We start from the raw sequence: 18,722 nt of genomic DNA, 5'->3' as shown, positions 1-18,722 counted from the left end.
CCTCTCGGCTCAAGCACTGGCGTGTCTGGAATACTGGATCACCCGTACCCGCACGCGCGGGTGATGACACCGAACAAGTTGCTTCACCCGTTCGCGGTCTTCACCACGACGAGATTGTCGTCCGCCGCCGCCGGATGGCGCTTGAGGTGATCGCGGCGCAGCGCGATCTCGTCGCGGACCAGTTCGTAGCCGAGCTTGAACGTTTCCATCCCGTCGCCGGAAACGGTGCCGTCGCGCAGGCCGATCACCGCGCCGCGCAGGATCGCTTCGAGCTCGTCCTGCAATTGGTCGAGATCGTCGGCGCAGGTGGTGTGCGCGACGCGCTCGCCGATATCGAGGATCCGGCCCGCCAGTTCGCTGGCCTTCTCCGGCGCGATGCGGGTGATCTTGGTGTAGATCGCGGCGAAGATCGAGCCGATGATGCTGAGCGCGGCAGCGCCGAGGTACATCACGTCGCTGTAGCGATCCATGAACGATTTGGTGTCGTCGTTGATGTATTCGGCGGCGCCCTGATGAGCGATGATGAAGGCGTCCTTGTCGGTCGCCGCCGGTTCGATCTTGGAGGCGAAGCCGTTGTCGAGTGCGAGTTCGGACTTGTTCTCGTAGACGATGCGCGCGAGCTCGGCGGCCGTGGTCGTGGACATCGAGGATTGCGCCACCAGCAGCCATTCCAGCCCGATGGTGTCGACGTCGTCATCGGGGATCGCCGGCGAGGACGATAGCATGCCGGTCGAGACGGTTTCCTCCGATATTGCCGGATATTTGCGCGCCAGCGCCTTGGCGGAATCGATCGCGTTCAGCGTGAAGCCGCCGGAGCGCTTGGCATATTGCTCGTAGGTCTTGTCCTTCACGATCTTCGAGGCATGCTCGATCGCGACCACGGCGCTGAAGCCCGAAGCGAACAGCTTGTCGAAGGGCGTGTTGGGCGGCGCCTGCTGGACCCGCTGCGCTGCGTCCGGGCTGTCGGAAATCTCGAGCGCGCTGCGGACGAAATTCACGCTGTTGTCGCCGTCGCCGACCACCGCGATCCGCTTCTTCTTGAGCTCGGACAGCGACTTGATCTTCTTGCCGCCGGGGCTCAGCACCAGCACCACATCATGTTCGAGGATCGCGATGGCGCGGGCGCGCGGCGGCACCTTTGCATCGGTGCGCAGGACCGCAAGCGCGGCGTCGCGGCGCTCGAACTGTGCCAGCGCCTTGGCGTTGTCGGGGTTCGGCGCGATCTTCAGCCGCAGCTTCGACGAATTGGTCTTCAGCACGGTGGCAAGGCGGGCGGCGAACCTGGTCTCCGGGCCGCCGGCGTCGCCGACCGCGAACACCAGCGTCTCCGAATTGCGCAGCCAGAGCCGGCCGCCGACCACGGTGAGCGCGCTCAAGAACAGCGTCAGCAGGGTGAAGACGATGATCTGCGCGCGGTTGCTCTTGGCGAGTGGCGGGCGTGTCCGTATTGGCGCAGGCGAGGGGGCTTCGGCACTCATGGCTGATCACCTGGCTCATCACCCGTCCGGGACGGCCCGCCACCCGCAACCGGATCGGCGGTGCCCGGTGAAACCGTAAATGACTATAAAAGAAAGAAAATTTCCGGTGTGGTCGACGATATACCTCCCCGACCGGATTGCAAACCGGCCGGCGGCCGTAACCTTAACTGCCACTGACCTGCGCCGCGATGCGACATGACCATCGCCACTATCGACCGCTGAACCGGGATGTGATTTTCGAGCGAGGCGAGGTGCATTCCGTCGCCGGAGATGTCATAAATGAGACACGCATCGGTTTGCGGAAGTGTGCTGACGGCCTGACCCGGATTTTCTTGCAATCACATTCATCGAAGTAAAAGGGCGTCAGCTTGTTGTTTCCTGCCATGTCATCGTCGGTGTCGGTTGGTGCCCTGGTGGGATGGATGTTGCTTCTCACCGTGAAGCACATCATCGCCGACTTCATGCTGCAGAATGCCTGGATGGCGATCGGCAAGGACCAGAAGACCGGCTGGGCGATGCCGCTGCTGGCGCATTGCCTGGTCCATCTCGCGGTCGCGCTGGCGCTGATCCTGGTGGTCGCGCCGCGGTTCTGGTACGTCGCCTTCATCGACTTCGTGATCCACATCATCGTCGATCGCTGCAAAGGCATCTGCGCCTCCCATTTCGGCGTGACGCTGGAATCCGGCCATCCCTGGTTCTGGACCCTGATCGGGGTCGACCAGGCGCTGCACCACCTCACCGGCTTCGGGCTGTCGATCTACATGGCGGCGAACTGAGCGGCTGACGGACGCCCCTTCCTTCATTTCGAAGTAACGGACCACCCGCCCGCGGCGGGCGGATGTGATTCGCGTGCAACGGGCAAGCCACTCCGGAGACGACCGGGAGCCGTGGTTAACCTTTCGTTAGAGGATTGCGCGGCATCTTCCCGATCGAGGGGGATTTGCAAATGTTTTCAAGCCGCGACGCCTTTGAGAACGATGCCTGCCCGGTTGCGGACGACCTGCTCGGCCAGATGTACCGCGCCAATCCGAACGGGCTTTCGCTGCTGGTTGCCAATGTCGCGCCCGACGTCAGGGCGAGGCTGGCGCTGTTCTGCTATCGCCGCAGCCATCTGCACGCACTCGCGGTGGCGATTGCGTCGAGCTGCAGCGAATGGGAGCTGGTCAATTCCGGTGGCCGTGTCGGGTCGACGCTGTACGCGCTGTCGCGTGAGCCGGTTCGCGCCGCGACCGTGTCGCATGGCGGCCGCAAGCCGATCACGCTGTCGACCAAGCCGCTGTCGACCTTCGCGCCTGTTGTCGATGACGAGCTCGACGACGAGGACGTCAGCGAGACCGTCGTTACGGCCTAAAGCACGCTCAATCCGGCTGCGCGCTCGCGATGAGCGGCAGCCCATGCCGGCGCCGCGCCATCGCGCATTCGGCGTCGCCCGGCTGGCAGGTCCGGCACACGTCCGGCCGCACCGCATAGATCACGCAGCGCGTTGCCTCTCCGATCTTGCCCGACAGCGCCGAGCAGCGGTCGCCGTCGCAGCGCATCCCTGACTGTCGCGCGTTGACGTATTGCCGCGGGATCAGATCGAGCTGCGCATCGTCCTCGATCGTGAAGCGCGGCCAGTTCTCCGAATAGCTGCAGCAAGCACCGCAGGACTGGCACGGGCTCGCGTCCGCCGCATTGATTGCGTCGCCAGCCATCAGGTGTCCCTCGGTGCTTCCCAGACCAGGCTGCGCCGCCAGCGCGCCCTGAGCAGGTCGCGCCGCTCCGGATATTTCTCATCGTGATAGACGGCGGTGACCACGCGGTCGGTGCGGAAGCTGCGGAAATCCTTGCGCAGCTCGCACCACGCGGCGAGCAGGCGCACTGCCTCGTGATAGCCGACCGCGATCGGCCAGATGGTGCGCTCGGAGTCACGGCCGTGCTCGTCGCGATAGTTCAACGTGATCTTCTTGCCCTCGTGGATCTGGCTGCGGGTCCTGACCATGTCGATGCGGTCGGGCTCCCGGTTCCAGGCGGAGCGGGCGCGGCTCGCCGGCTCCAGCACGAAGGGCCGCAGCCGGTCGGGCACGGTCTCGGCGATCTTGGCCATCAGGTCTTCGGCCGCGCGCGCCAGCGCCGGATCGGCGTGGCCGACCACCCATTGCGCGCCGAGCACGCAGGCTTCGATCTCGTCCGGTGTCAGCATCAAGGGCGGCAGGTCGAAACCCTTCTCCAGGATGTAGCCCATGCCGGCCTCGCCGCGGATCGGCACCCGCTGCTCGATCAGGCTGGCGATGTCGCGATAGATGGTCCGCTTCGAGGTCTCGAGCTCGGCTGCGATCGCATCCGCGGTCAAAGGCTTACGGGTGCGGCGGAGCACCTGGATGATTTGAAACAGCCGGTCGGCGCGTCTCATGGCAGTTCTCTGATCGCTCTTTTGCAGCTGTCTTGACGAGTGTCTTGACGGGCTTCGTGGTGTCTCGACGCGTCGCCTTTTCGCGCCCCCGGTCACTGCTGCTGACAGCATGTTGGCAGCAGGTGGGGGCTATATCAGGACAACACCTCAAGTGAAGGGAATTTGTCCATGACGAATCTTGATGAACTCGGTTTCCGCCAGGCGCAGAGCTTCACGCTGGAACAAATGGTCACGGTCTACTCCACCTCCGGCGACTTGCGCTGGGCTCTGGTCGCGCTGATCGCACAGTCGATCAGCACGATCTGGTCCTACGGGCGGGCCCGGCTGGTCAAGCGGGTTCGCGAGGCGGTTCGCCGCCTCGCACCGGTCGGCCCGCTCGACAGTGAATGCCACTACTGCTGACACCATGCTGGCAGCAGGGGGCCGCTAGCTTCAATTCACGTCCACAGGCGATCGGGAGCTTCATATGATTACGCTTTTTGGCTTTGGTCCGGGCTTCGGCTTGCCGGAAATCAGCCCCTTCGTGACCAAGACCGAGGTCCAGCTCAAGATGGCCGGGCTTGCCTACACCAAGGAAAAGGCGATGCCGCCGGCCTCTCCCAAGGGCCAGCTGCCGTTCATCGCCGATGACGGCGAGACGATCGCCGACTCAACCTTCATCCGCGCCCATATCGAGGGCAAATACGGCTTCGATTTCGATGCGCCGCTGAGCCTGCAGGCGCGCGCCCAAGCCTGGGCCTATGAGCGCATGATCGAGCATCACGTCTACTGGGCGCTGGTCGGCGCGCGCTGGGTCGATGACACCAATTTCGCCAAGGGGCCGGCGCATTTCTTCGACGGCGCGCCCGATCATCTGCGCGACAAGATGCGCGAGGACGCCCAGTTTCGCGTTGCCGAGAACTATCTGTTGAGCGGGCTTGGCCGCCACGGTCCCGACGAGGACGTCGATCTCGCGCTACGCTCGCTGTTTGCGCTGTCGGTGCAGCTCGGCGACAAGCCTTATCTGATGGGCAATGCTCCCTGCGGCACCGATGCCACCGCGTTCGGCGCGCTGGCGGGAATCCTGACGCCGTTCTTCGATTCGCCGCTGCGCGAGCGCACCGAGAAGTTCGACAATCTCACCGCCTATGTCGGCCGGATGATGCAGCAATATTACCCTGAGTTCGCCTGGGCGCCGCTGCAGCAGCAGGCGGCTTAGGTGGCAGCAGGAGCGGGTTCGCCCTTCAATGCGGCGAGCTCCGCTTCGAGCTCGGCGATGCGCTGATCGCGCGATGCGAGAGCTTGCGCCACATCGGCGGCGTCGAATTTCTGCGGAATGTGCTGCGGGCAGTTGGTGTCCCACGCCGCGACCTTGAACAGGATCACCTGCTCGGGCCGCGCGCGATAGCCTTGCGGCATCAGCGAACGTGTCAGCGCCGGATCGTCCTCGACCACGCGCGCCTCGCCCCAGATCTTCACGCGCTGCCGGTAGGCGTAGTTCATCACGAAGATATAGGCCTTCGAGTTCTCCGAGAGATTGCCCTGGGTGATAAACTGCCGGTTGCCGCTGTAATCGGCGAACGCGATGGTGTGCTTGTCGAGCACCTTGATGAAGCCCTTCGGACCGCCGCGATGCTGGATGTAGGGCTGTCCGTCCGCCGAGGCGGTCGCGAGATAGAAGCTGTTGGTGTTGGCGAGGAAGGCCGCAAGGTTCTCGTCGACCTCGGTCTGCCAGCCGCCATGGGCCTCGACCTCGGCATAGGTTGCGCGCGAGCCCTTGCGAGCCTGGATCTCCTTCACCGCCGGGGTGAATCCGACGTCGCTCGAATAGCTGCGAACCCCTGACATCTGAGCCTCCCGCCACGGGCGACAAAGCGGCCGTCCTTACACGCTAAAATGGGTGTTTCCGGATCGTAAGCAATCTTGTGAATTGACACTTCACTGTTGCCGATTATGCAATAGTTCATGGACCGGATCGACGCCATGCAGGCCTTCGTCGCGGTGGCGGACCTCGAGGGGTTTGCGCCCGCCGCGCGCAAGCTCGGCCTGTCGCCATCCGCCATCACGCGGCTGATCGCGGCGCTGGAGGAGCGGCTCGGCGCGCGGCTGCTGCAACGGACGACGCGGCAGGTGACCCTGACCGATGCCGGCTCGCGCTACCTGGAGCGGGCGCGCCGCATCCTCGCCGATGTCGAGGAGGCAGAAGACGCCGTGGAGAGCGAGCGCACCCGCCCCGAAGGCCGCCTCGTGATCTCGGCGCCGTTCGGCTTCGGGCGGCTGCATGTCAGCCCGGTCGTGTCAGCCTATTTGAAGCGTTTTCCCGACGTCGGCGTCGACCTGCGGCTGTCGGACCGCCGGATCAATCTCGTCGAGGACGGTGTCGACCTCGCGGTCAGGCTCGGCCACCTGCCGGAGTCGACCCTGGTGGCCCGACATGTCGGCCAGATGCGCCGCATCGTGGTGGCCTCGGCCGGCTATCTCAAGCTCCGCGGCGAGCCGAAACGGCCGTCGGACTTGACCTCCCATGACACCATCCAGTTCGGCGCCATGACCGCGACGCCAGATTGGCGCTTCATGGAGGATGGCCAGGAAATCCGCATTACGCCGACGCCGCGCTTCACCAGCAACAGCTCGGATGCCGCCATCCAGTTCGCCGAGCAGGACGGCGGACTGACCCGGGTGATGGCTTACCAGGCCGCCGAATCGCTGAAAGCCAAGCGGGTCCGAATCGTACTCGCCGCGTTCGAGCAGCCGCCGGTGCCGATCCATGTCGTCTACCCGACATCCCGGTTGTTGTCGGCCAAGGTGCGGACCTTCATCGATCTCGTCACCGAGATCACCGACTGGCATTTCAGCTAAAGCATGATCCGGAAAAGTGCGAAGCGGCTTTTTCGAAGAGATCATGCTCAAACAACGAGCTAAAGCGTGATGACGATTCAACCCAATCTCATCGCGCTTTAGTTCAAGCGGCCCGTCATTTGGCGTCCTTGTTCAGTTCGATCGTGACCTGAGACAACCAGGAGCCGGGCGCCTCCATCACAAACGACTGATGGTCGCCCTTGGTTCGGATCGTCACCAGCGCGGCCACGGTCTCGCCCTCGATGCGCGCCTCGATCAGGCCGTCGGAGTTGGTCCCGGAGATTTTGCCGCCCTGCCGGTACTCGCTCTCGAACCAGTTGCCGGAAAGCTGGGTGCCGTTCTGATCGATGTTTGCGGACAGCGACATCTTGTAGGCATCGCTAGCGCAGCGGAGATCCAGGCTGATCGACTTGCCCGGCTTGGTGACGTTGTAGGCGACCTTGCAGCGGACCTTCTCCCAGGTCCCGTTCGAGGGCTTCATCGAGCCGGATCCGGACCAACCACCCGCCAGATTGTCCAGATTGGTCGCCGCAAACGACGGGTTCGAACTCATCAGTGCGAAGCACGCCGCCATGCTGTTTCGCACGATCGAAAATTTCCAAGGCCATTTCCAAGACAACTTCCAAGACATTAGGTCGGTCTCCGAATCGCAAATGCGGCTGACCCTACCTACGCTCGGTCGTCGAGATGTGGCGGCGATGTGAAGAGATGTTGCGGGATTTGCCTTTCTGTTTGCCGCGGCAAGCCGTGCGATCCACTCGAGAGCACCTCAAGCCGCGGGCGGCTTCTTCGGCACCACGCGGAAGGTGCCGCTGGCGCGCGCGATCGTGACGCCGTCGGCCTTGATCAGGCTCTGCGCGAAGCAGATCGTGCTGCCGGTCTTGATCACATCGCTCTCGATCGTGAGCCACTGCCCGACATTCGCGGAGCCGACGAAATCGACTGTCAGCGAGATCGTCACATACGAGGTGGTCCAGCCGGTCGCCTGACCGCAGCTATAGCCCATCGCGTTGTCGGAAAGGGCCGCAATCAGCCCGCCATGGATCAGGCCACGGCCGTTGGTGTGCGGCCTCGCCAAGCGGAGACCGATGATGACGGACCTTTCGGTCTTCTTCTGGTAGAGCGGCTCCCAGGGCTCGGTCAGCGGGCTCTTGCGGAACAGCGGCTCGAAACCGTGAGGGATGTCCTGGGGAATGTCGGGAGCGACTTGCGTATCGGTGGTCATCTGAATCTCGCTTATGGCGTTGGGTTGACGCCATTGAACGCGATGTCGACGACGGTTTCACCACCTACAAAGTTTTAAACGGTATTTGCTGACGTGTTTGAAAGCACCAATGCGCCGGCCGGTCACGCCGGTAGTTCGTAGCCGACGTCGGTTTCTCTTAATGCGCGGCGAGCTGCGCAAAGGCGCGTTTGCGCCCGTGCCCACCATCAAGCGCTGTGCCCGTGATGGTGGGCACGCTGTTGCTTTGCCCACCCTACGTGGCTCGGATCCTGCCTAGAACGGCAGCCCCACATAGTTCTCCGACAGCGAGGTCGACGCCGCCTTCGAGCTGACGAGGTAGTCGAGCTCGGCGATCTGGATACGCGCGGCGAAGTCGCCCTCGTCGGGGAATTTGTGCAGCATCGAGGTCATCCACCACGAGAACCGCACTGCCTTCCAGACCCGCGCCAGCGCCTTGGCCGAGTAACCGTCGATCCCGGCGGAGGACTTCTCGTCGTAATATTCGCGCAGCGCCTGCGACAGATAATGCACATCGCTGACCGCGAGGTTGAGGCCCTTGGCGCCGGTCGGCGGCACGATGTGCGAGGCGTCGCCGGCCAGGAACATGCGGCCGAAGCGCATCGGTTCGGCGACGAAGCTGCGCAGCGGCGCGATGCTCTTCTCGATCGACGGGCCGGTGACGATCTCGTCGGCCGCCTTCTGGTCGAGCCGCCGCTTCAATTCATCCCAGAACCGCGCGTCCGACCATTGATCGACATGATCGTCAAGTGAGCACTGCACATAGTAGCGGCTGCGGTGGCTCGAGCGCATCGTGCACAGCGCAAAGCCGCGCTCGTGGTTGTTGTAGATCAATTCCGGCGAGACCGGCGGCGTCTCCGAGAGGATGCCGAGCCAGCCGAACGGATACACCCGCTCGTAGCTGGTGATTGCCGACGCCGGCACGCTGGCACGGCTGATGCCGTGGAAGCCGTCGCAGCCGGCGATGAAATCGCAGGCGATGTCGTGGCTGACGCCGTCCTTGACGTAGCTGACGCGCGGATGATCGGTGTCGAAATCATGCGGCTTGACGTCGGCGGCCGAGTAGATCGTGGTCAAGCCGGCGGCCTGGCGGGCGTTCATCAGGTCGAGCGTGACCTCGGTTTGACCATAGATGGTCACGGTCTTGCCGGTCGAGCCATGCAGGTCGATGCGGTGCCGTGCGCCACCGAATGCCAGCTCCAGGCCATGATGGACCAGGCCCTCCCGGTGCAGCCGCGCCGCGGCGCCGACGCTCTCGAGCAGCGACACCGTGCCTTCCTCGAGCAGCCCGGCACGAATCCGCCCCAGCACGTAGTCCGGGGTCTGCCGTTCCAGAATGACGTTGTCTACGCCGAAAGTATGAAGTAGTTGCCCAAGCAACAGTCCGGCCGGACCTGCGCCTATGATTGCTACTTTTGTCCGCAATACCTCGTCCTCCCGATCGGATAGGCTTTATCCGGGCGCCCGCACTCGGCGAACGCCGTCAACTTGCCAAGGCAACTATATCATATAACAGTTTTGGCAAGGCGGATTTGCGGGGGAAAGGTCCTTCGCCGCAGCGCGAGATGGAGGAGGGGCGGGTGCGACGCAGCGTCCGCCACGCGGATTTCGTCTTGAAAACGTCCGCGAATTAGATAACATGTTAAGTAATGAGACCGGGCACGAAGCCCGCCGTCCTGGAGAGGAGGAGACGTGATGAGGAAAAGTGTGTTGGCGCTGCTGATGGCAGCCGCCATCGTGCCGGCCGCAGTACCTGCCGTGGCGCAGGACAAGACCGTCAATCTCAAAGTGTCGCTGTGGGTGCCGCCGGCGCATCCGCTGGTGCCGGCGACGCAGGCCTGGGCTGCCGACATCGAGAAGGCATCGGGCGGCACCATCAAGGTCACCGTGTTTCCGTCCGAGCAGCTCGGCAAGGCATTCGACCATTACGACATGGCGCGCGACGGCATCGCCGACGTCACCTACGTCAATCCCGGCTATCAGCCCGGCCGCTTCCCGATCGCCGCCGCCGGCCAGCTGCCATTCGTGTTCTCCGACGGCAAGAAGGGCACGCTGGCGCTAAACGAATGGTACCACAAATATGCGCCGACCGAGATGAAGGACACCAAGCTGTGCTTCGCCTTCATCCACGATCCGGGCGCGCTGCACGGCAAGAAGAAGATCGTGCTGCCGAGCGACCTCTCCGGCGTCAAGGTGCGTCCCGCGCAGAGCACGATCGGCGAGATGGTCAAGATGTTCGGCGGCACCAACGTGCAGGCCTCCGCGCCGGAATCGCGCGACGCGATCGAGCGTGGCGTGGCCGACGAGATCACCTTCCCCTGGGGCTCGATCTTCCTGTTCGGCATCGACAAAGTGGTGAAGTATCACATGGACGTGCCGCTCTATACGACGGTGTTTACCTACAACATGAACCTCGCCAAATATAATTCGATGTCGGATGCCCAGAAGAAGGTGATCGACGATCACTGCACGCCGGAATGGGCGTCCAAGGTCACCGATCCCTGGACCGATTTCGAAGCCAACGGCCGCACCAAGATGAAGGCGCTGCAAGGCCACGAGGTCTATCCATTGACCCCGGATCAGCTCGCCGAGTGGAAGAAGGCGGTCAAGCCGCTGCACGACAGCTGGGCCGAGGCCGTGAAGAAGGCTGGCGGCGATGCGGAAAAGATCGACGCCGATCTGCAGGCCACGCTGAAGAAGTACGGGGCGGGGATTTAAGGCGCTGCCGAGGCAAACGAGGTCGTCATGCCCGGGCTTGTCCCGGGCATCCACGCCTTACTGCCAAACGGTAACGAAGACGTGGATGGCCGGGACAAGCCCGGCCATGACGCGGGGTGGGATATCGAGCCATGGCTGCCAATTCCGAAGTTTCCCAAGACGGCGCGATCACCGGTCCACCCGAGCCGGCGCGCAAGAATGTCATGGACCGCTTCATCGATTCGATCGAATGGGTGGCGGCCTTCTTCGTCGGCGTCGTCGCGCTCAACACCTTCACCGCGGTGTTCATGCGCAAGTTCTTCTCGGTGACCATCCCCGACTATTATAATTTCGGCCAGTTCCTGCTCGGCATCCTGATCTTCTGGGGCATCGCCGCGACCAGCTATCGTGGCACCCACATCACGGTGGATCTGGTCTGGGCCAATGCCTCGCCGCGCCACCAGCGCTGGATCGACATCTTCGCAACGTTGGTGCTGCTGTTCGTGGTGAGCGTGCAGACCTACACGCTGGTCGACAAGGTGATCGACACCAGGAACAGCCACATCGTCACCATGGATCTCGGCGTGCCGGTCTGGCCGTTCTTCCTGGTGTCGTGGATCGGCGACGTCTCCGCCGTGCTGCTGATCGCGATCCGCACCTACCGCCTGATCTTCCATCCGGAAGATATCCACGATGCCAAGATCAAGACGGCGGAGTAGACGACCATGGATCTGAGTCCCGAGGCCGTTGCCGTCATCGGCTTTGTCAGCCTGTTCGTGCTGATGTTGTTGCGTGTTCCCGTCGGCATGGCGATGGGCCTCGTCGGCATCACCGGCTTCGGCTACCTCACCGGCTTTGCGCCGGCGCTGAAGCTGGTCGGCCAGACCACGATGCGTACGGTGACGGATTATTCCTTCGGCGTGATCCCGATGTTCCTGTTGATGGGCGCTTTCGTGTCCGTCTCGGGCATCAGCCGCGAGCTGTTCCGCGCCGCCAATACCTTCGTCGGCCATTGGAAGGGCGGGCTCGGCATCGCGACCATTGCAGCTTGCGGCGGGTTCGCCGCTATTTCAGGCTCGTCGGTCGCGACCGCCGCAACCTTCTCGGCGGTGGCCTATCCCGAGATGCGCCGCTTCGGCTATCCGCAATCGTTCTCGACCGGCGTGATCGCGGTCGGCGGCACGCTTGGCGCAATGCTGCCGCCGTCGACGGTGCTCGCGGTCTACGGCATCATCACCCAGCAGGACATCGGCAAGCTGTTCATCGCGGGCGTGGTGCCGGGCCTGCTCGCGATCATGATGCACATGATCACGATCGGCATCATCGGCGTGACCCGGCCGGGCTTCCTGCCGGCGGGCAAGAAGGCGTCGTGGGGCGAGCGCGCAATGGCGATGCGCGACGTCTGGTCGCCGCTGCTGCTGTTCCTGTTCGTGATCGGCGGCCTCTATGGCGGCTTCTTCGTCCCCACCGAAGCCGGCGCGGTCGGCGCGGTCGGTGCCTTCATCATCGGCATCCTCCGCGGCAAGCTGACCAAGGACGGCATCCTGCAATCGCTGCTGCAGGCGACGCGCACCGCGGCTGCCGTGTTCACCGTGCTGATCGGCGCGCTCTGCTTCGGCTATTTCCTCACCATCACCCAGACGCCGCAGCACGTCACCGAATTTCTCACCGGGCTCGGTATCGGTCCCTATGGCGTGCTGGCGCTGATCCTGCTGATGTATCTCGTGCTCGGTTGCCTGATGGATGCGATGGCGATGGTGATCCTCACCGTGCCGATCGTGTTTCCGGTGGTCACCGCGCTCGGCTTCGATCCGATCTGGTTCGGCATCATCATCGTCATGACGGTCGAGCTTGGCCTGATCCATCCGCCGGTTGGCATGAACGTGTTCGTGATCAAGAGCGTGATCAAGGACGTCAACATGTCGACAATCTTTGTCGGCGTGCTGCCGTTCGTGATCACCGATCTGATCCGGCTGGTGATCCTGATCCTGTTCCCGCTGCTCGCGACATGGCTGCCGCAGCGCATGATAGGTTAGGCATATGAACCCCGAAATCCAGACCAAATACGTCTTCACCATCACAGCCCGAATCGCCGAGGTGACGTCCGCCGGCGATATCGGCACCGGCGTCCGCCGCATCATTCCGATCATCGGCGGCGAGGTGAAAGGCGAGGGGATCAATGGCAAGGTGCTTGCCTTCGGTGCCGACTTCCAGATCATCCGGCCCAACGAGCTGATCGAGCTGGAGGCGAAATATGCCTTCGAGACCGACGACGGCGCCGTCGTCTATGTCGAGAACAAGGGCATCCGGTTCGGGCCGGTCGAGCTGTTGCAGAAGCTCAAGCGCGGCGAGCCGGTCGATCCGAAGCTGATCTATTTCCGCACCGTGCCGAAATTCGAAACCGGCGCCGAGAAGTACCGCTGGCTGATGGAGCACATCTTCATCGCCTCCGCCGCCCGCCACGCCGACCGCGTCGTGATCGACGTGCATCAGGTGCTGTGAGCTTGCGCTGCCATCCTCCCCTGGAGGGGGAGGATCGACGCGCATGAAATGCGCGGCGAGGTGGGGTGATCTCTCCACACGGGCACTGTTCGGGCGGTGGGACTGTCACCCCACCCCGGTTCACATTCCGCTTTCGATCCATGCGAACCGACCCTCCCCCTCCAGGGGAGGGTGAAAGTGTGTCGCGTACTCTGCCGCCGCACCCGTCTTGACTCCTGCGATGATAGTTATAAAACATAACTATTCTAACCAGGAAACAATAACGCCATGGGAAACGCTGCCGACGCGGGTGACGCCTCGCTGCTCAGGATCGAGACGCGCGGGGCGGTGTTGACGGTCGGGCTCAACCGGCCTGCCAAGCGCAATGCGCTCAATGACGGCATCATCCTGGCGCTGCGGGACTGCTTTTCCGCGATCCCCGACGATGTCGGCGCTATCGTCATCCACGGCGTCGGTGACCACTTCTCGTCCGGCCTCGATCTCTCCGAACTGACCGAGCGCGACGCCACCGAGGGCCTGGTGCATTCCCAGATGTGGCATCGCGTGTTCGACCGCATCCAGTATTGCCGCGTACCTGTCATCGCCGCGCTGAAGGGCGCGGTGATCGGCGGCGGGCTGGAGTTGGCCTGCGCCGCGCATATCCGGGTCGCCGAGCCGTCGGCCTATTTCGCGCTACCCGAGGGCCAGCGCGGCATCTTCGTCGGCGGTGGTGGATCGGTGCGGCTGCCGCGCCTGATCGGCGTGCCCCGGATGGCGGACATGATGCTGACCGGCCGCGTCTATTCGGCGACCGAGGGCGCCGCCTACGGCTTCTCGCAATATCTGACCGAGGCCGACGGGGCGTTGCCGAAGGCGCTGGAGCTTGCCGAGCGCGTCGCCGCCAATGCGCCGCTGACCAACTTTGCCGTGTTGCAGGCGCTGCCGATGATCGCCGAGGCCAATCCGCAGACCGGCCTCCTGATGGAATCGCTGATGGCGACGGTGGCGCAGAGCGACAAGGAAGCCAAGAAGCGGATCCGCGCGTTTCTGGATCGCAAGACCGCCAAGGTGAAGCCGACATGAATGCCACGTCGCCTGCGTCCACTGCGAGCGCGCATCCGTTGCGCCCGATCTCGTTCGGCAATCCCGACGTTACCGTCGAGCGCCGCGACGACGGCACCATCTATCTCCGTCCGAAAGTCGGCCTCGTCGACTTTCCGGTTCGCCTCACCGACCGCCTGCATCACTGGGCGAAGGCCGAGCCGAACCGCGTGTTCATGGCCGAGCGTGCTGCCGGCGGCGGCTGGCGGCAGATCACCTACGCGCAATTGCATGAAGCTGTGCGGTGCATTGCCTCGGCGCTGATCGCACGCGGATTGTCGGCCGAGCGGCCGATCGTCATCCTGTCCGGCAATTCGATCGATCACGCGCTGATCGCACTCGCCGCGCTCTATGCCGGCATTCCGTTCTGTCCGGTGTCGCCGGCCTATTCGCTGGTGTCGCGCGACTACGGCAAGCTCAGCTTTGTCATCAAGCTGCTGACACCCGGGCTTGTTTTCGTCGACGATGCCGACAAATTCGCCGACGCGCTGCGCGCCAATGTCGGCCCCGATGTCGAGATCGCGGCAAGCCGCGGCACGGTGCCCAGCCGCGACGTGACGCGGCTCGCCGGCCTGATGGCGACGCCGGAAGACCCGCGTCTCGACGCGATCAACGCGGCAATCGGTCCGGACACGATCGCGAAATTCCTGCTGACCTCAGGCTCGACCGGCAATCCCAAGGCCGTCATCAACACCCAGCGCATGATCTGCGCCAACCAGGTGATGCTGCGCGAGACGCTGGCGTTCCTCAAGGACGAGCCGCCCGTCATCGTCGACTGGCTGCCGTGGAATCACACGTTTGGTGGTAACCACAATGTCGGACTGACGCTGTTCAACGGCGGCTCGATGTATCTCGACGAGGGCAAGCCGATGCCCGGCGGCATCGAGGAGACCGTGCGAAACCTGCGCGAGATCTCGCCGACGGTCTATTTCAACGTGCCCAAGGGCTATGAAGCGCTGTTGCCCTATCTGCGCGAGGACGGCGCCTTGCGGACGAAATTCTTCCACCGGCTGCACGCGATGTTCTTCTCCGGCGCCGCGCTGTCGCCGTTCGTCTGGAACAGCCTCGATGCGCTCGCCGTGCAGGAGAAGGGCTATCGTGTGCCCATGCTGACCGGCCTCGGCGCCACCGAGACCTCGCCGTTCTTCATGTCGGTGCGGCCCGATACCAGCCGCTCCGGCCATGTCGGGCTTCCGGTGTCGGGCAATGACGCGAAGCTGGTCCCCAACAACGGCAAGCTCGAGGTGCGCGCCAAAGGGCCGAATGTAACGCCGGGCTACTGGCGGCAGCCCGAGTTGACGGCCAAGGCATTCGATGAGGAGGGCTTCTACAAGTTCGGTGACGCGTTGAAGCCTGCCAACGCCAGCGATCTCGACGCCGGTTTCGATTTCGACGGCCGTATCGCCGAGGATTTCAAGCTGGCGAGCGGCACCTGGGTCAGCGTTGGTCCATTGCGGGCGCGCTTCGTCGGCACCTGCGCGCCGCTGGTGCGCGACGTCGTGATCGCGGGCCTCAACCGCGACGAGCTTGCTGCGATCGTGATCCTCGATCTCGATGGCTGCCGCCTGATCAATCCGCAGCTTGCGGCCAACGACATCGCGGCCGCTGCCAATGATCCGCTGGTGCGTGCAGCCTTCCGCGAACGTTTCGCGCGGGTCCTGGCCGGCGCCACCGGATCGTCGACACGGATCGCACGGGCAATCCTGCTCGACACACCGCTGTCGATCGATCGCGGCGAGGTCACCGACAAGGGCTCGATCAACCAGCGCGCGGTGCTGGAGCATCGCACCGACATCATCGAAGCGCTCTATGCGCCGGTGCCACCGGCATCGGTGATCACGTCAGTCTAGTTTCGAAGAGGAGAAAGCCATGCAGTTGAAGGACCAGGCCGCCATCGTCACCGGCGGCGCATCGGGATTGGGAGCTGCGACCGCGCGCCGTCTGGCCGCGCAGGGCGCCAAGGTCGCGGTCTGCGATCTCAACGCCAAGCTCGCCGAGAGCGTCGCGGCCGAGATCGGCGGCATTCCCGTGGTCTGCGACGTCGCCGATGCGGCGGCCGCCGAAGCCGCGGTCGCTGCCGCTGCCAAGGCGCATGGTCCGGCGCGCGTGCTGGTGAATTGCGCCGGCATCGGGGTGGCAAAACGGGTGATCGGTCGCGAGGGGCCGATGGCACTCGCCGATTTCGATAAGGTGATCAGGGTCAATCTGCTCGGCTCCTTCAACATGCTGCGGCTTGCGACCGCGGAGATGGCGAAGCTCGAGCCGCTCGCGACCGGCGAGCGCGGCGTCGTGATCTCGACGGCGTCGGTTGCGGCCTATGACGGCCAGATCGGGCAGGCGGCCTATTCGGCCTCAAAAGGTGGCATCGTTGCGATGACCTTGCCGATCGCGCGCGAGCTCGCGCAATTCGGCATCCGCGTGCTGACCATCGCGCCGGGCCTGTTCATGACGCCGCTGCTGGCCGGCCTGCCGCAGGATGCGCAGGATTCGCTCGCCGCCGCGATCCCGTTCCCGCGCCGGCTCGGCCAGGCCGACGAGTTCGCCTCGCTGGCGCTGCACATGATCGACAATCCCTATCTGAACGGCGAAGTGGTGCGGCTCGATGCCGCGCTCCGGATGGCGCCGCGCTGACGCATGATCCGGAAGAGCATGAACGCTCTTCCGGATCGCCCATGCTCAATCGAGGACAAACCATGTTCGTCAATCGGCGCGACGTGCAGATCCAGTGGGGCGATTGCGACCCCGCCAACATCGTCTATTACCCGCGCTACTTCGCGATGTTCGACGATTCGACTTCGATCATGTTCGAGGCCGCCGGCTGCTCGAAGCAGGACCTCGTCCACAAATACGGCCTGGTCGGTATTCCCATGGTCGACACGCGAGCAAAATTCCACATCCCGTCGACCCATGGCGATTGGATTACCATCGAGAGCCGGATCGAGAGCATCAAGCGCTCGAGCTTCGAGGTGGTGCACCGCGTGTTCAAGGGCGAGGCTTTGGCGATCGAGGCGTTCGAGACCAGGGTGCTGGTCGGCCGTCACCCGGACGACCCCAACAAGCTGAAATCGGCGCCATTCCCGCAGGAGGTCATCGACCGCTTCCTGAAGGGCTGACTTGCCGTCCTTCATGACCTAAAGAAGGGGCTGAATTGGCCGGCAAAACTGGTTTAAACCCAAAAAACTTGATCGCAGGGAGGAATGAATGAAGAAGGCCACTCTCGCCGCAGCGGCGCTCGCAGCAGCCATCGCGCTGCCGGGCGCGCCCGCACTGGCGCAGACCAATGAGATCACCATAGGCATCTCGCTCTCGACCACGGGCCCCGCCGCGGCGCTCGGCATCCCCGAGCGCAACGCGCTCGATTTCGTGCCGAAGGAGATCGCCGGCGTGCCGCTGAAGCTGATCGTGCTCGACGACGGCGGCGATCCGACCGCTGCGACCACCAACGCGCGGCGCTTCGTCACCGAGTCCAAGGCCGACATCATCATGGGCTCCTGCATCACGCCGACGACGATCGCGGTGTCAACGGTCGCCAACGAGGCCGGCATCCCGCATCTCGGCCTCGCGCCGTTCCCGATCAACGATGCTCGGGCAAGATGGTCGGTCGACCTGCCGCAATCGATTCCGATCATGGGCAAGGTGCTCTACGAGCACATGAAGGCGCACAACATCAAGACCGTCGGCTATATCGGCTACTCGGATTCCTACGGCGACCTCTGGGTCAACGACTTCAAGGCGCAGGCCGTGCCGATGGGCCTGACCATGACCGATGAGGAGCGCTTCGCGCGTCCGGATACGTCGGTCGCGGGCCAGGTGCTGAAGCTCGTCGCGGCCAATCCCGACGCCATCCTGATCGGTGCATCCGGCACCGCCGCGGCGCTGCCGCAGACCGCGCTGCGCGAGCGCGGCTACAAGGGCCTGATCTACCAGACCCACGGCGCCGCCAGCATGGACTTCATCCGCATCGCAGGGGCGTCGGCGGAAGGCGTCATCATGTCGGCCGGCCCGATCATGTCGCCGGAAACGCAAGCCGACAGCGCGCTGACCAAGAAGCCGGGCCTCGAGCTGAACACGGCCTATGAAGCGAAATACGGCGCTAACAGCCGCAGCCAGTTCGCCGGTCACTCCTACGACGCGTTCCAGGTATTGAAGCGCGTCATCCCGGTGGCGCTGAAGACCGCCAAGCCCGGCACGGTGGAATTCCGCGAGGCGATCCGCAAGGCGCTGATCTCCGAGAAGGAGATCGTCGCGACCCAGGGCGTCTACAACTGGACCGAAAAGGACCGCTATGGTCTCGACGACCGCTCGCGCATCCTGCTGACGGTCAAGGACGGCAAATACGTCCCGGCGATGTGAGCTGGCCACGATCAGCGAAATGAAGAAGCCGGTCCCGATGGGGCCGGCTTTTTTCTTGTCCTTCCCTGGAGAGGGAGCTTCGTAGGGTGGGCAAAGCGATTAGCGTGCCCACCATCACGAGCGGTGTGTCGAAGGTGGG

Annotated in this window: 21 protein-coding genes; 14 read left to right on the top strand and 7 right to left on the bottom strand. The window is 63.9% G+C overall.

Annotation, left to right across the window (positions count from 1 at the left end):
• Positions 1-83: 83 nt before the first annotated feature.
• Positions 84-1,478, bottom strand: coding sequence for a TAXI family TRAP transporter solute-binding subunit (locus tag JQ616_RS04825; protein ID WP_249136389.1), 1,395 nt, complete (start codon positions 1,476-1,478; stop codon positions 84-86).
• A gap of 422 nt (positions 1,479-1,900) precedes the next feature.
• Here JQ616_RS04825 and JQ616_RS04820 point away from each other — a divergent pair, with 422 nt between their 5' ends.
• Positions 1,901-2,254: a DUF3307 domain-containing protein gene (locus JQ616_RS04820; protein WP_212012611.1), complete on the top strand. Its 354-nt coding sequence runs from the start codon at positions 1,901-1,903 to the stop codon at positions 2,252-2,254.
• Between the two features lie 170 nt (positions 2,255-2,424).
• A complete protein-coding gene (locus tag JQ616_RS04815) occupies positions 2,425-2,829 on the top strand; it encodes a hypothetical protein (protein WP_212012610.1) in 405 nt (134 codons plus the stop codon).
• A 7-nt stretch (positions 2,830-2,836) separates the two neighbouring features.
• Here JQ616_RS04815 and JQ616_RS04810 read toward each other — a convergent pair whose 3' ends face one another.
• Both JQ616_RS04810 and JQ616_RS04805 read right to left on the bottom strand, forming a co-directional pair.
• The gene (locus JQ616_RS04810) at positions 2,837-3,172 is read right to left on the bottom strand and encodes a YkgJ family cysteine cluster protein (protein WP_212012609.1); all 336 of its coding nucleotides are present in this window, start codon (positions 3,170-3,172) and stop codon (positions 2,837-2,839) included.
• The gene (locus JQ616_RS04805) at positions 3,172-3,870 is read right to left on the bottom strand and encodes a helix-turn-helix transcriptional regulator (RefSeq protein WP_028336549.1); all 699 of its coding nucleotides are present in this window, start codon (positions 3,868-3,870) and stop codon (positions 3,172-3,174) included. The genes JQ616_RS04810 and JQ616_RS04805 overlap by 1 nt, the downstream gene beginning before the upstream one ends.
• A gap of 168 nt (positions 3,871-4,038) precedes the next feature.
• Here JQ616_RS04805 and JQ616_RS04800 point away from each other — a divergent pair, with 168 nt between their 5' ends.
• Entirely contained in the window at positions 4,039-4,272 is a 234-nt protein-coding gene (locus JQ616_RS04800; RefSeq protein ID WP_212012607.1) for a hypothetical protein, read from the top strand.
• Between the two features lie 64 nt (positions 4,273-4,336).
• Positions 4,337-5,068, top strand: coding sequence for a glutathione S-transferase family protein (locus JQ616_RS04795; RefSeq protein ID WP_212012605.1), 732 nt, complete (start codon positions 4,337-4,339; stop codon positions 5,066-5,068).
• On the opposite strand, the gene JQ616_RS04790 is transcribed toward JQ616_RS04795, so the two are convergent.
• Positions 5,065-5,697, bottom strand: a complete 633-nt coding sequence (locus tag JQ616_RS04790; protein ID WP_212012604.1) for a pyridoxamine 5'-phosphate oxidase family protein — start codon at positions 5,695-5,697, stop codon at positions 5,065-5,067. The genes JQ616_RS04795 and JQ616_RS04790 overlap by 4 nt on opposite strands.
• A 117-nt stretch (positions 5,698-5,814) precedes the next feature.
• Here JQ616_RS04790 and JQ616_RS04785 point away from each other — a divergent pair, with 117 nt between their 5' ends.
• Positions 5,815-6,708 carry a LysR family transcriptional regulator gene (locus JQ616_RS04785; protein ID WP_212012603.1) on the top strand — a complete coding sequence of 298 codons (894 nt, stop codon included), beginning with the start codon at positions 5,815-5,817 and terminating at the stop codon, positions 6,706-6,708.
• 115 nt (positions 6,709-6,823) lie between these two features.
• On the opposite strand, the gene JQ616_RS04780 is transcribed toward JQ616_RS04785, so the two are convergent.
• The 3 genes from JQ616_RS04780 to pobA form a co-directional block, all read right to left on the bottom strand.
• On the bottom strand, positions 6,824-7,294 hold the full coding sequence (locus JQ616_RS04780) for a hypothetical protein (protein WP_349629952.1): 471 nt from the start codon (positions 7,292-7,294) through the stop codon (positions 6,824-6,826).
• Positions 7,295-7,477: 183 nt separating this feature from the next.
• Positions 7,478-7,933, bottom strand: a complete 456-nt coding sequence (locus JQ616_RS04775; RefSeq protein ID WP_212012601.1) for a PaaI family thioesterase — start codon at positions 7,931-7,933, stop codon at positions 7,478-7,480.
• A gap of 273 nt (positions 7,934-8,206) precedes the next feature.
• A complete protein-coding gene (gene pobA / locus JQ616_RS04770; RefSeq protein ID WP_212012600.1) occupies positions 8,207-9,376 on the bottom strand; it encodes a 4-hydroxybenzoate 3-monooxygenase in 1,170 nt (389 codons plus the stop codon).
• Between the two features lie 270 nt (positions 9,377-9,646).
• Here pobA and JQ616_RS04765 point away from each other — a divergent pair, with 270 nt between their 5' ends.
• The 9 genes from JQ616_RS04765 to JQ616_RS04725 all read left to right on the top strand — a co-directional run bounded on the left by JQ616_RS04765 (position 9,647) and on the right by JQ616_RS04725 (position 18,583).
• Entirely contained in the window at positions 9,647-10,669 is a 1,023-nt protein-coding gene (locus JQ616_RS04765; RefSeq protein WP_212012599.1) for a TRAP transporter substrate-binding protein, read from the top strand.
• A gap of 203 nt (positions 10,670-10,872) precedes the next feature.
• Positions 10,873-11,367 (top strand): TRAP transporter small permease, encoded by a 495-nt coding sequence (locus tag JQ616_RS04760; RefSeq protein ID WP_433995952.1) that lies wholly within the window; start codon positions 10,873-10,875, stop codon positions 11,365-11,367.
• A gap of 12 nt (positions 11,368-11,379) precedes the next feature.
• Positions 11,380-12,684, top strand: coding sequence for a TRAP transporter large permease (locus JQ616_RS04755; RefSeq protein WP_212013143.1), 1,305 nt, complete (start codon positions 11,380-11,382; stop codon positions 12,682-12,684).
• A 4-nt stretch (positions 12,685-12,688) separates the two neighbouring features.
• The gene (locus tag JQ616_RS04750; protein ID WP_212012596.1) at positions 12,689-13,150 is read left to right on the top strand and encodes a DUF3237 domain-containing protein; all 462 of its coding nucleotides are present in this window, start codon (positions 12,689-12,691) and stop codon (positions 13,148-13,150) included.
• 267 nt (positions 13,151-13,417) lie between these two features.
• Entirely contained in the window at positions 13,418-14,212 is a 795-nt protein-coding gene (locus tag JQ616_RS04745) for a crotonase/enoyl-CoA hydratase family protein (protein WP_212012594.1), read from the top strand.
• Positions 14,209-16,080: a feruloyl-CoA synthase gene (locus JQ616_RS04740; RefSeq protein ID WP_212012592.1), complete on the top strand. Its 1,872-nt coding sequence runs from the start codon at positions 14,209-14,211 to the stop codon at positions 16,078-16,080. Before JQ616_RS04745 ends, JQ616_RS04740 begins: the two co-directional genes overlap by 4 nt.
• Positions 16,081-16,099: 19 nt before the next feature.
• Positions 16,100-16,861, top strand: a complete 762-nt coding sequence (locus JQ616_RS04735; protein WP_212012591.1) for an SDR family NAD(P)-dependent oxidoreductase — start codon at positions 16,100-16,102, stop codon at positions 16,859-16,861.
• A 62-nt stretch (positions 16,862-16,923) separates the two neighbouring features.
• Complete coding sequence (locus JQ616_RS04730) at positions 16,924-17,343, top strand: acyl-CoA thioesterase (RefSeq protein WP_212012590.1); 420 nt, start codon at positions 16,924-16,926, stop codon at positions 17,341-17,343.
• A gap of 88 nt (positions 17,344-17,431) precedes the next feature.
• Positions 17,432-18,583, top strand: a complete 1,152-nt coding sequence (locus tag JQ616_RS04725; RefSeq protein WP_212012589.1) for an ABC transporter substrate-binding protein — start codon at positions 17,432-17,434, stop codon at positions 18,581-18,583.
• Positions 18,584-18,722 lie beyond the last annotated feature (139 nt).

Origin of the sequence: Bradyrhizobium tropiciagri, from assembly GCF_018130545.1 — a bacterium.
GTDB lineage: Bacteria > Pseudomonadota > Alphaproteobacteria > Rhizobiales > Xanthobacteraceae > Bradyrhizobium > Bradyrhizobium tropiciagri_A.
The sequence above is the reverse complement of the archived record's forward strand: the minus strand, read 5'-3'. Positions and strand labels throughout refer to the sequence as shown.

Excerpts from the sequence above, each read along its gene's own strand:
- JQ616_RS04825 (WP_249136389.1), bottom strand. The coding sequence starts at position 1,478 with ATGAGTGCCGAAGCCCCCTCGCCTGCGCCAATACGGACACGCCCGCCA.
- JQ616_RS04820 (WP_212012611.1), top strand. The coding sequence starts at position 1,901 with ATGTTGCTTCTCACCGTGAAGCACATCATCGCCGACTTCATGCTGCAG.
- JQ616_RS04815 (WP_212012610.1), top strand. The coding sequence starts at position 2,425 with ATGTTTTCAAGCCGCGACGCCTTTGAGAACGATGCCTGCCCGGTTGCG.
- JQ616_RS04810 (WP_212012609.1), bottom strand. The coding sequence starts at position 3,172 with ATGGCTGGCGACGCAATCAATGCGGCGGACGCGAGCCCGTGCCAGTCC.
- JQ616_RS04805 (WP_028336549.1), bottom strand. The coding sequence starts at position 3,870 with ATGAGACGCGCCGACCGGCTGTTTCAAATCATCCAGGTGCTCCGCCGC.
- JQ616_RS04800 (WP_212012607.1), top strand. The coding sequence starts at position 4,039 with ATGACGAATCTTGATGAACTCGGTTTCCGCCAGGCGCAGAGCTTCACG.
- JQ616_RS04795 (WP_212012605.1), top strand. The coding sequence starts at position 4,337 with ATGATTACGCTTTTTGGCTTTGGTCCGGGCTTCGGCTTGCCGGAAATC.
- JQ616_RS04790 (WP_212012604.1), bottom strand. The coding sequence starts at position 5,697 with ATGTCAGGGGTTCGCAGCTATTCGAGCGACGTCGGATTCACCCCGGCG.
- JQ616_RS04785 (WP_212012603.1), top strand. The coding sequence starts at position 5,815 with ATGGACCGGATCGACGCCATGCAGGCCTTCGTCGCGGTGGCGGACCTC.
- JQ616_RS04775 (WP_212012601.1), bottom strand. The coding sequence starts at position 7,933 with ATGACCACCGATACGCAAGTCGCTCCCGACATTCCCCAGGACATCCCT.
- JQ616_RS04765 (WP_212012599.1), top strand. The coding sequence starts at position 9,647 with ATGAGGAAAAGTGTGTTGGCGCTGCTGATGGCAGCCGCCATCGTGCCG.
- JQ616_RS04760 (WP_433995952.1), top strand. The coding sequence starts at position 10,873 with ATGGACCGCTTCATCGATTCGATCGAATGGGTGGCGGCCTTCTTCGTC.
- JQ616_RS04750 (WP_212012596.1), top strand. The coding sequence starts at position 12,689 with ATGAACCCCGAAATCCAGACCAAATACGTCTTCACCATCACAGCCCGA.
- JQ616_RS04745 (WP_212012594.1), top strand. The coding sequence starts at position 13,418 with ATGGGAAACGCTGCCGACGCGGGTGACGCCTCGCTGCTCAGGATCGAG.
- JQ616_RS04740 (WP_212012592.1), top strand. The coding sequence starts at position 14,209 with ATGAATGCCACGTCGCCTGCGTCCACTGCGAGCGCGCATCCGTTGCGC.
- JQ616_RS04735 (WP_212012591.1), top strand. The coding sequence starts at position 16,100 with ATGCAGTTGAAGGACCAGGCCGCCATCGTCACCGGCGGCGCATCGGGA.
- JQ616_RS04730 (WP_212012590.1), top strand. The coding sequence starts at position 16,924 with ATGTTCGTCAATCGGCGCGACGTGCAGATCCAGTGGGGCGATTGCGAC.
- JQ616_RS04725 (WP_212012589.1), top strand. The coding sequence starts at position 17,432 with ATGAAGAAGGCCACTCTCGCCGCAGCGGCGCTCGCAGCAGCCATCGCG.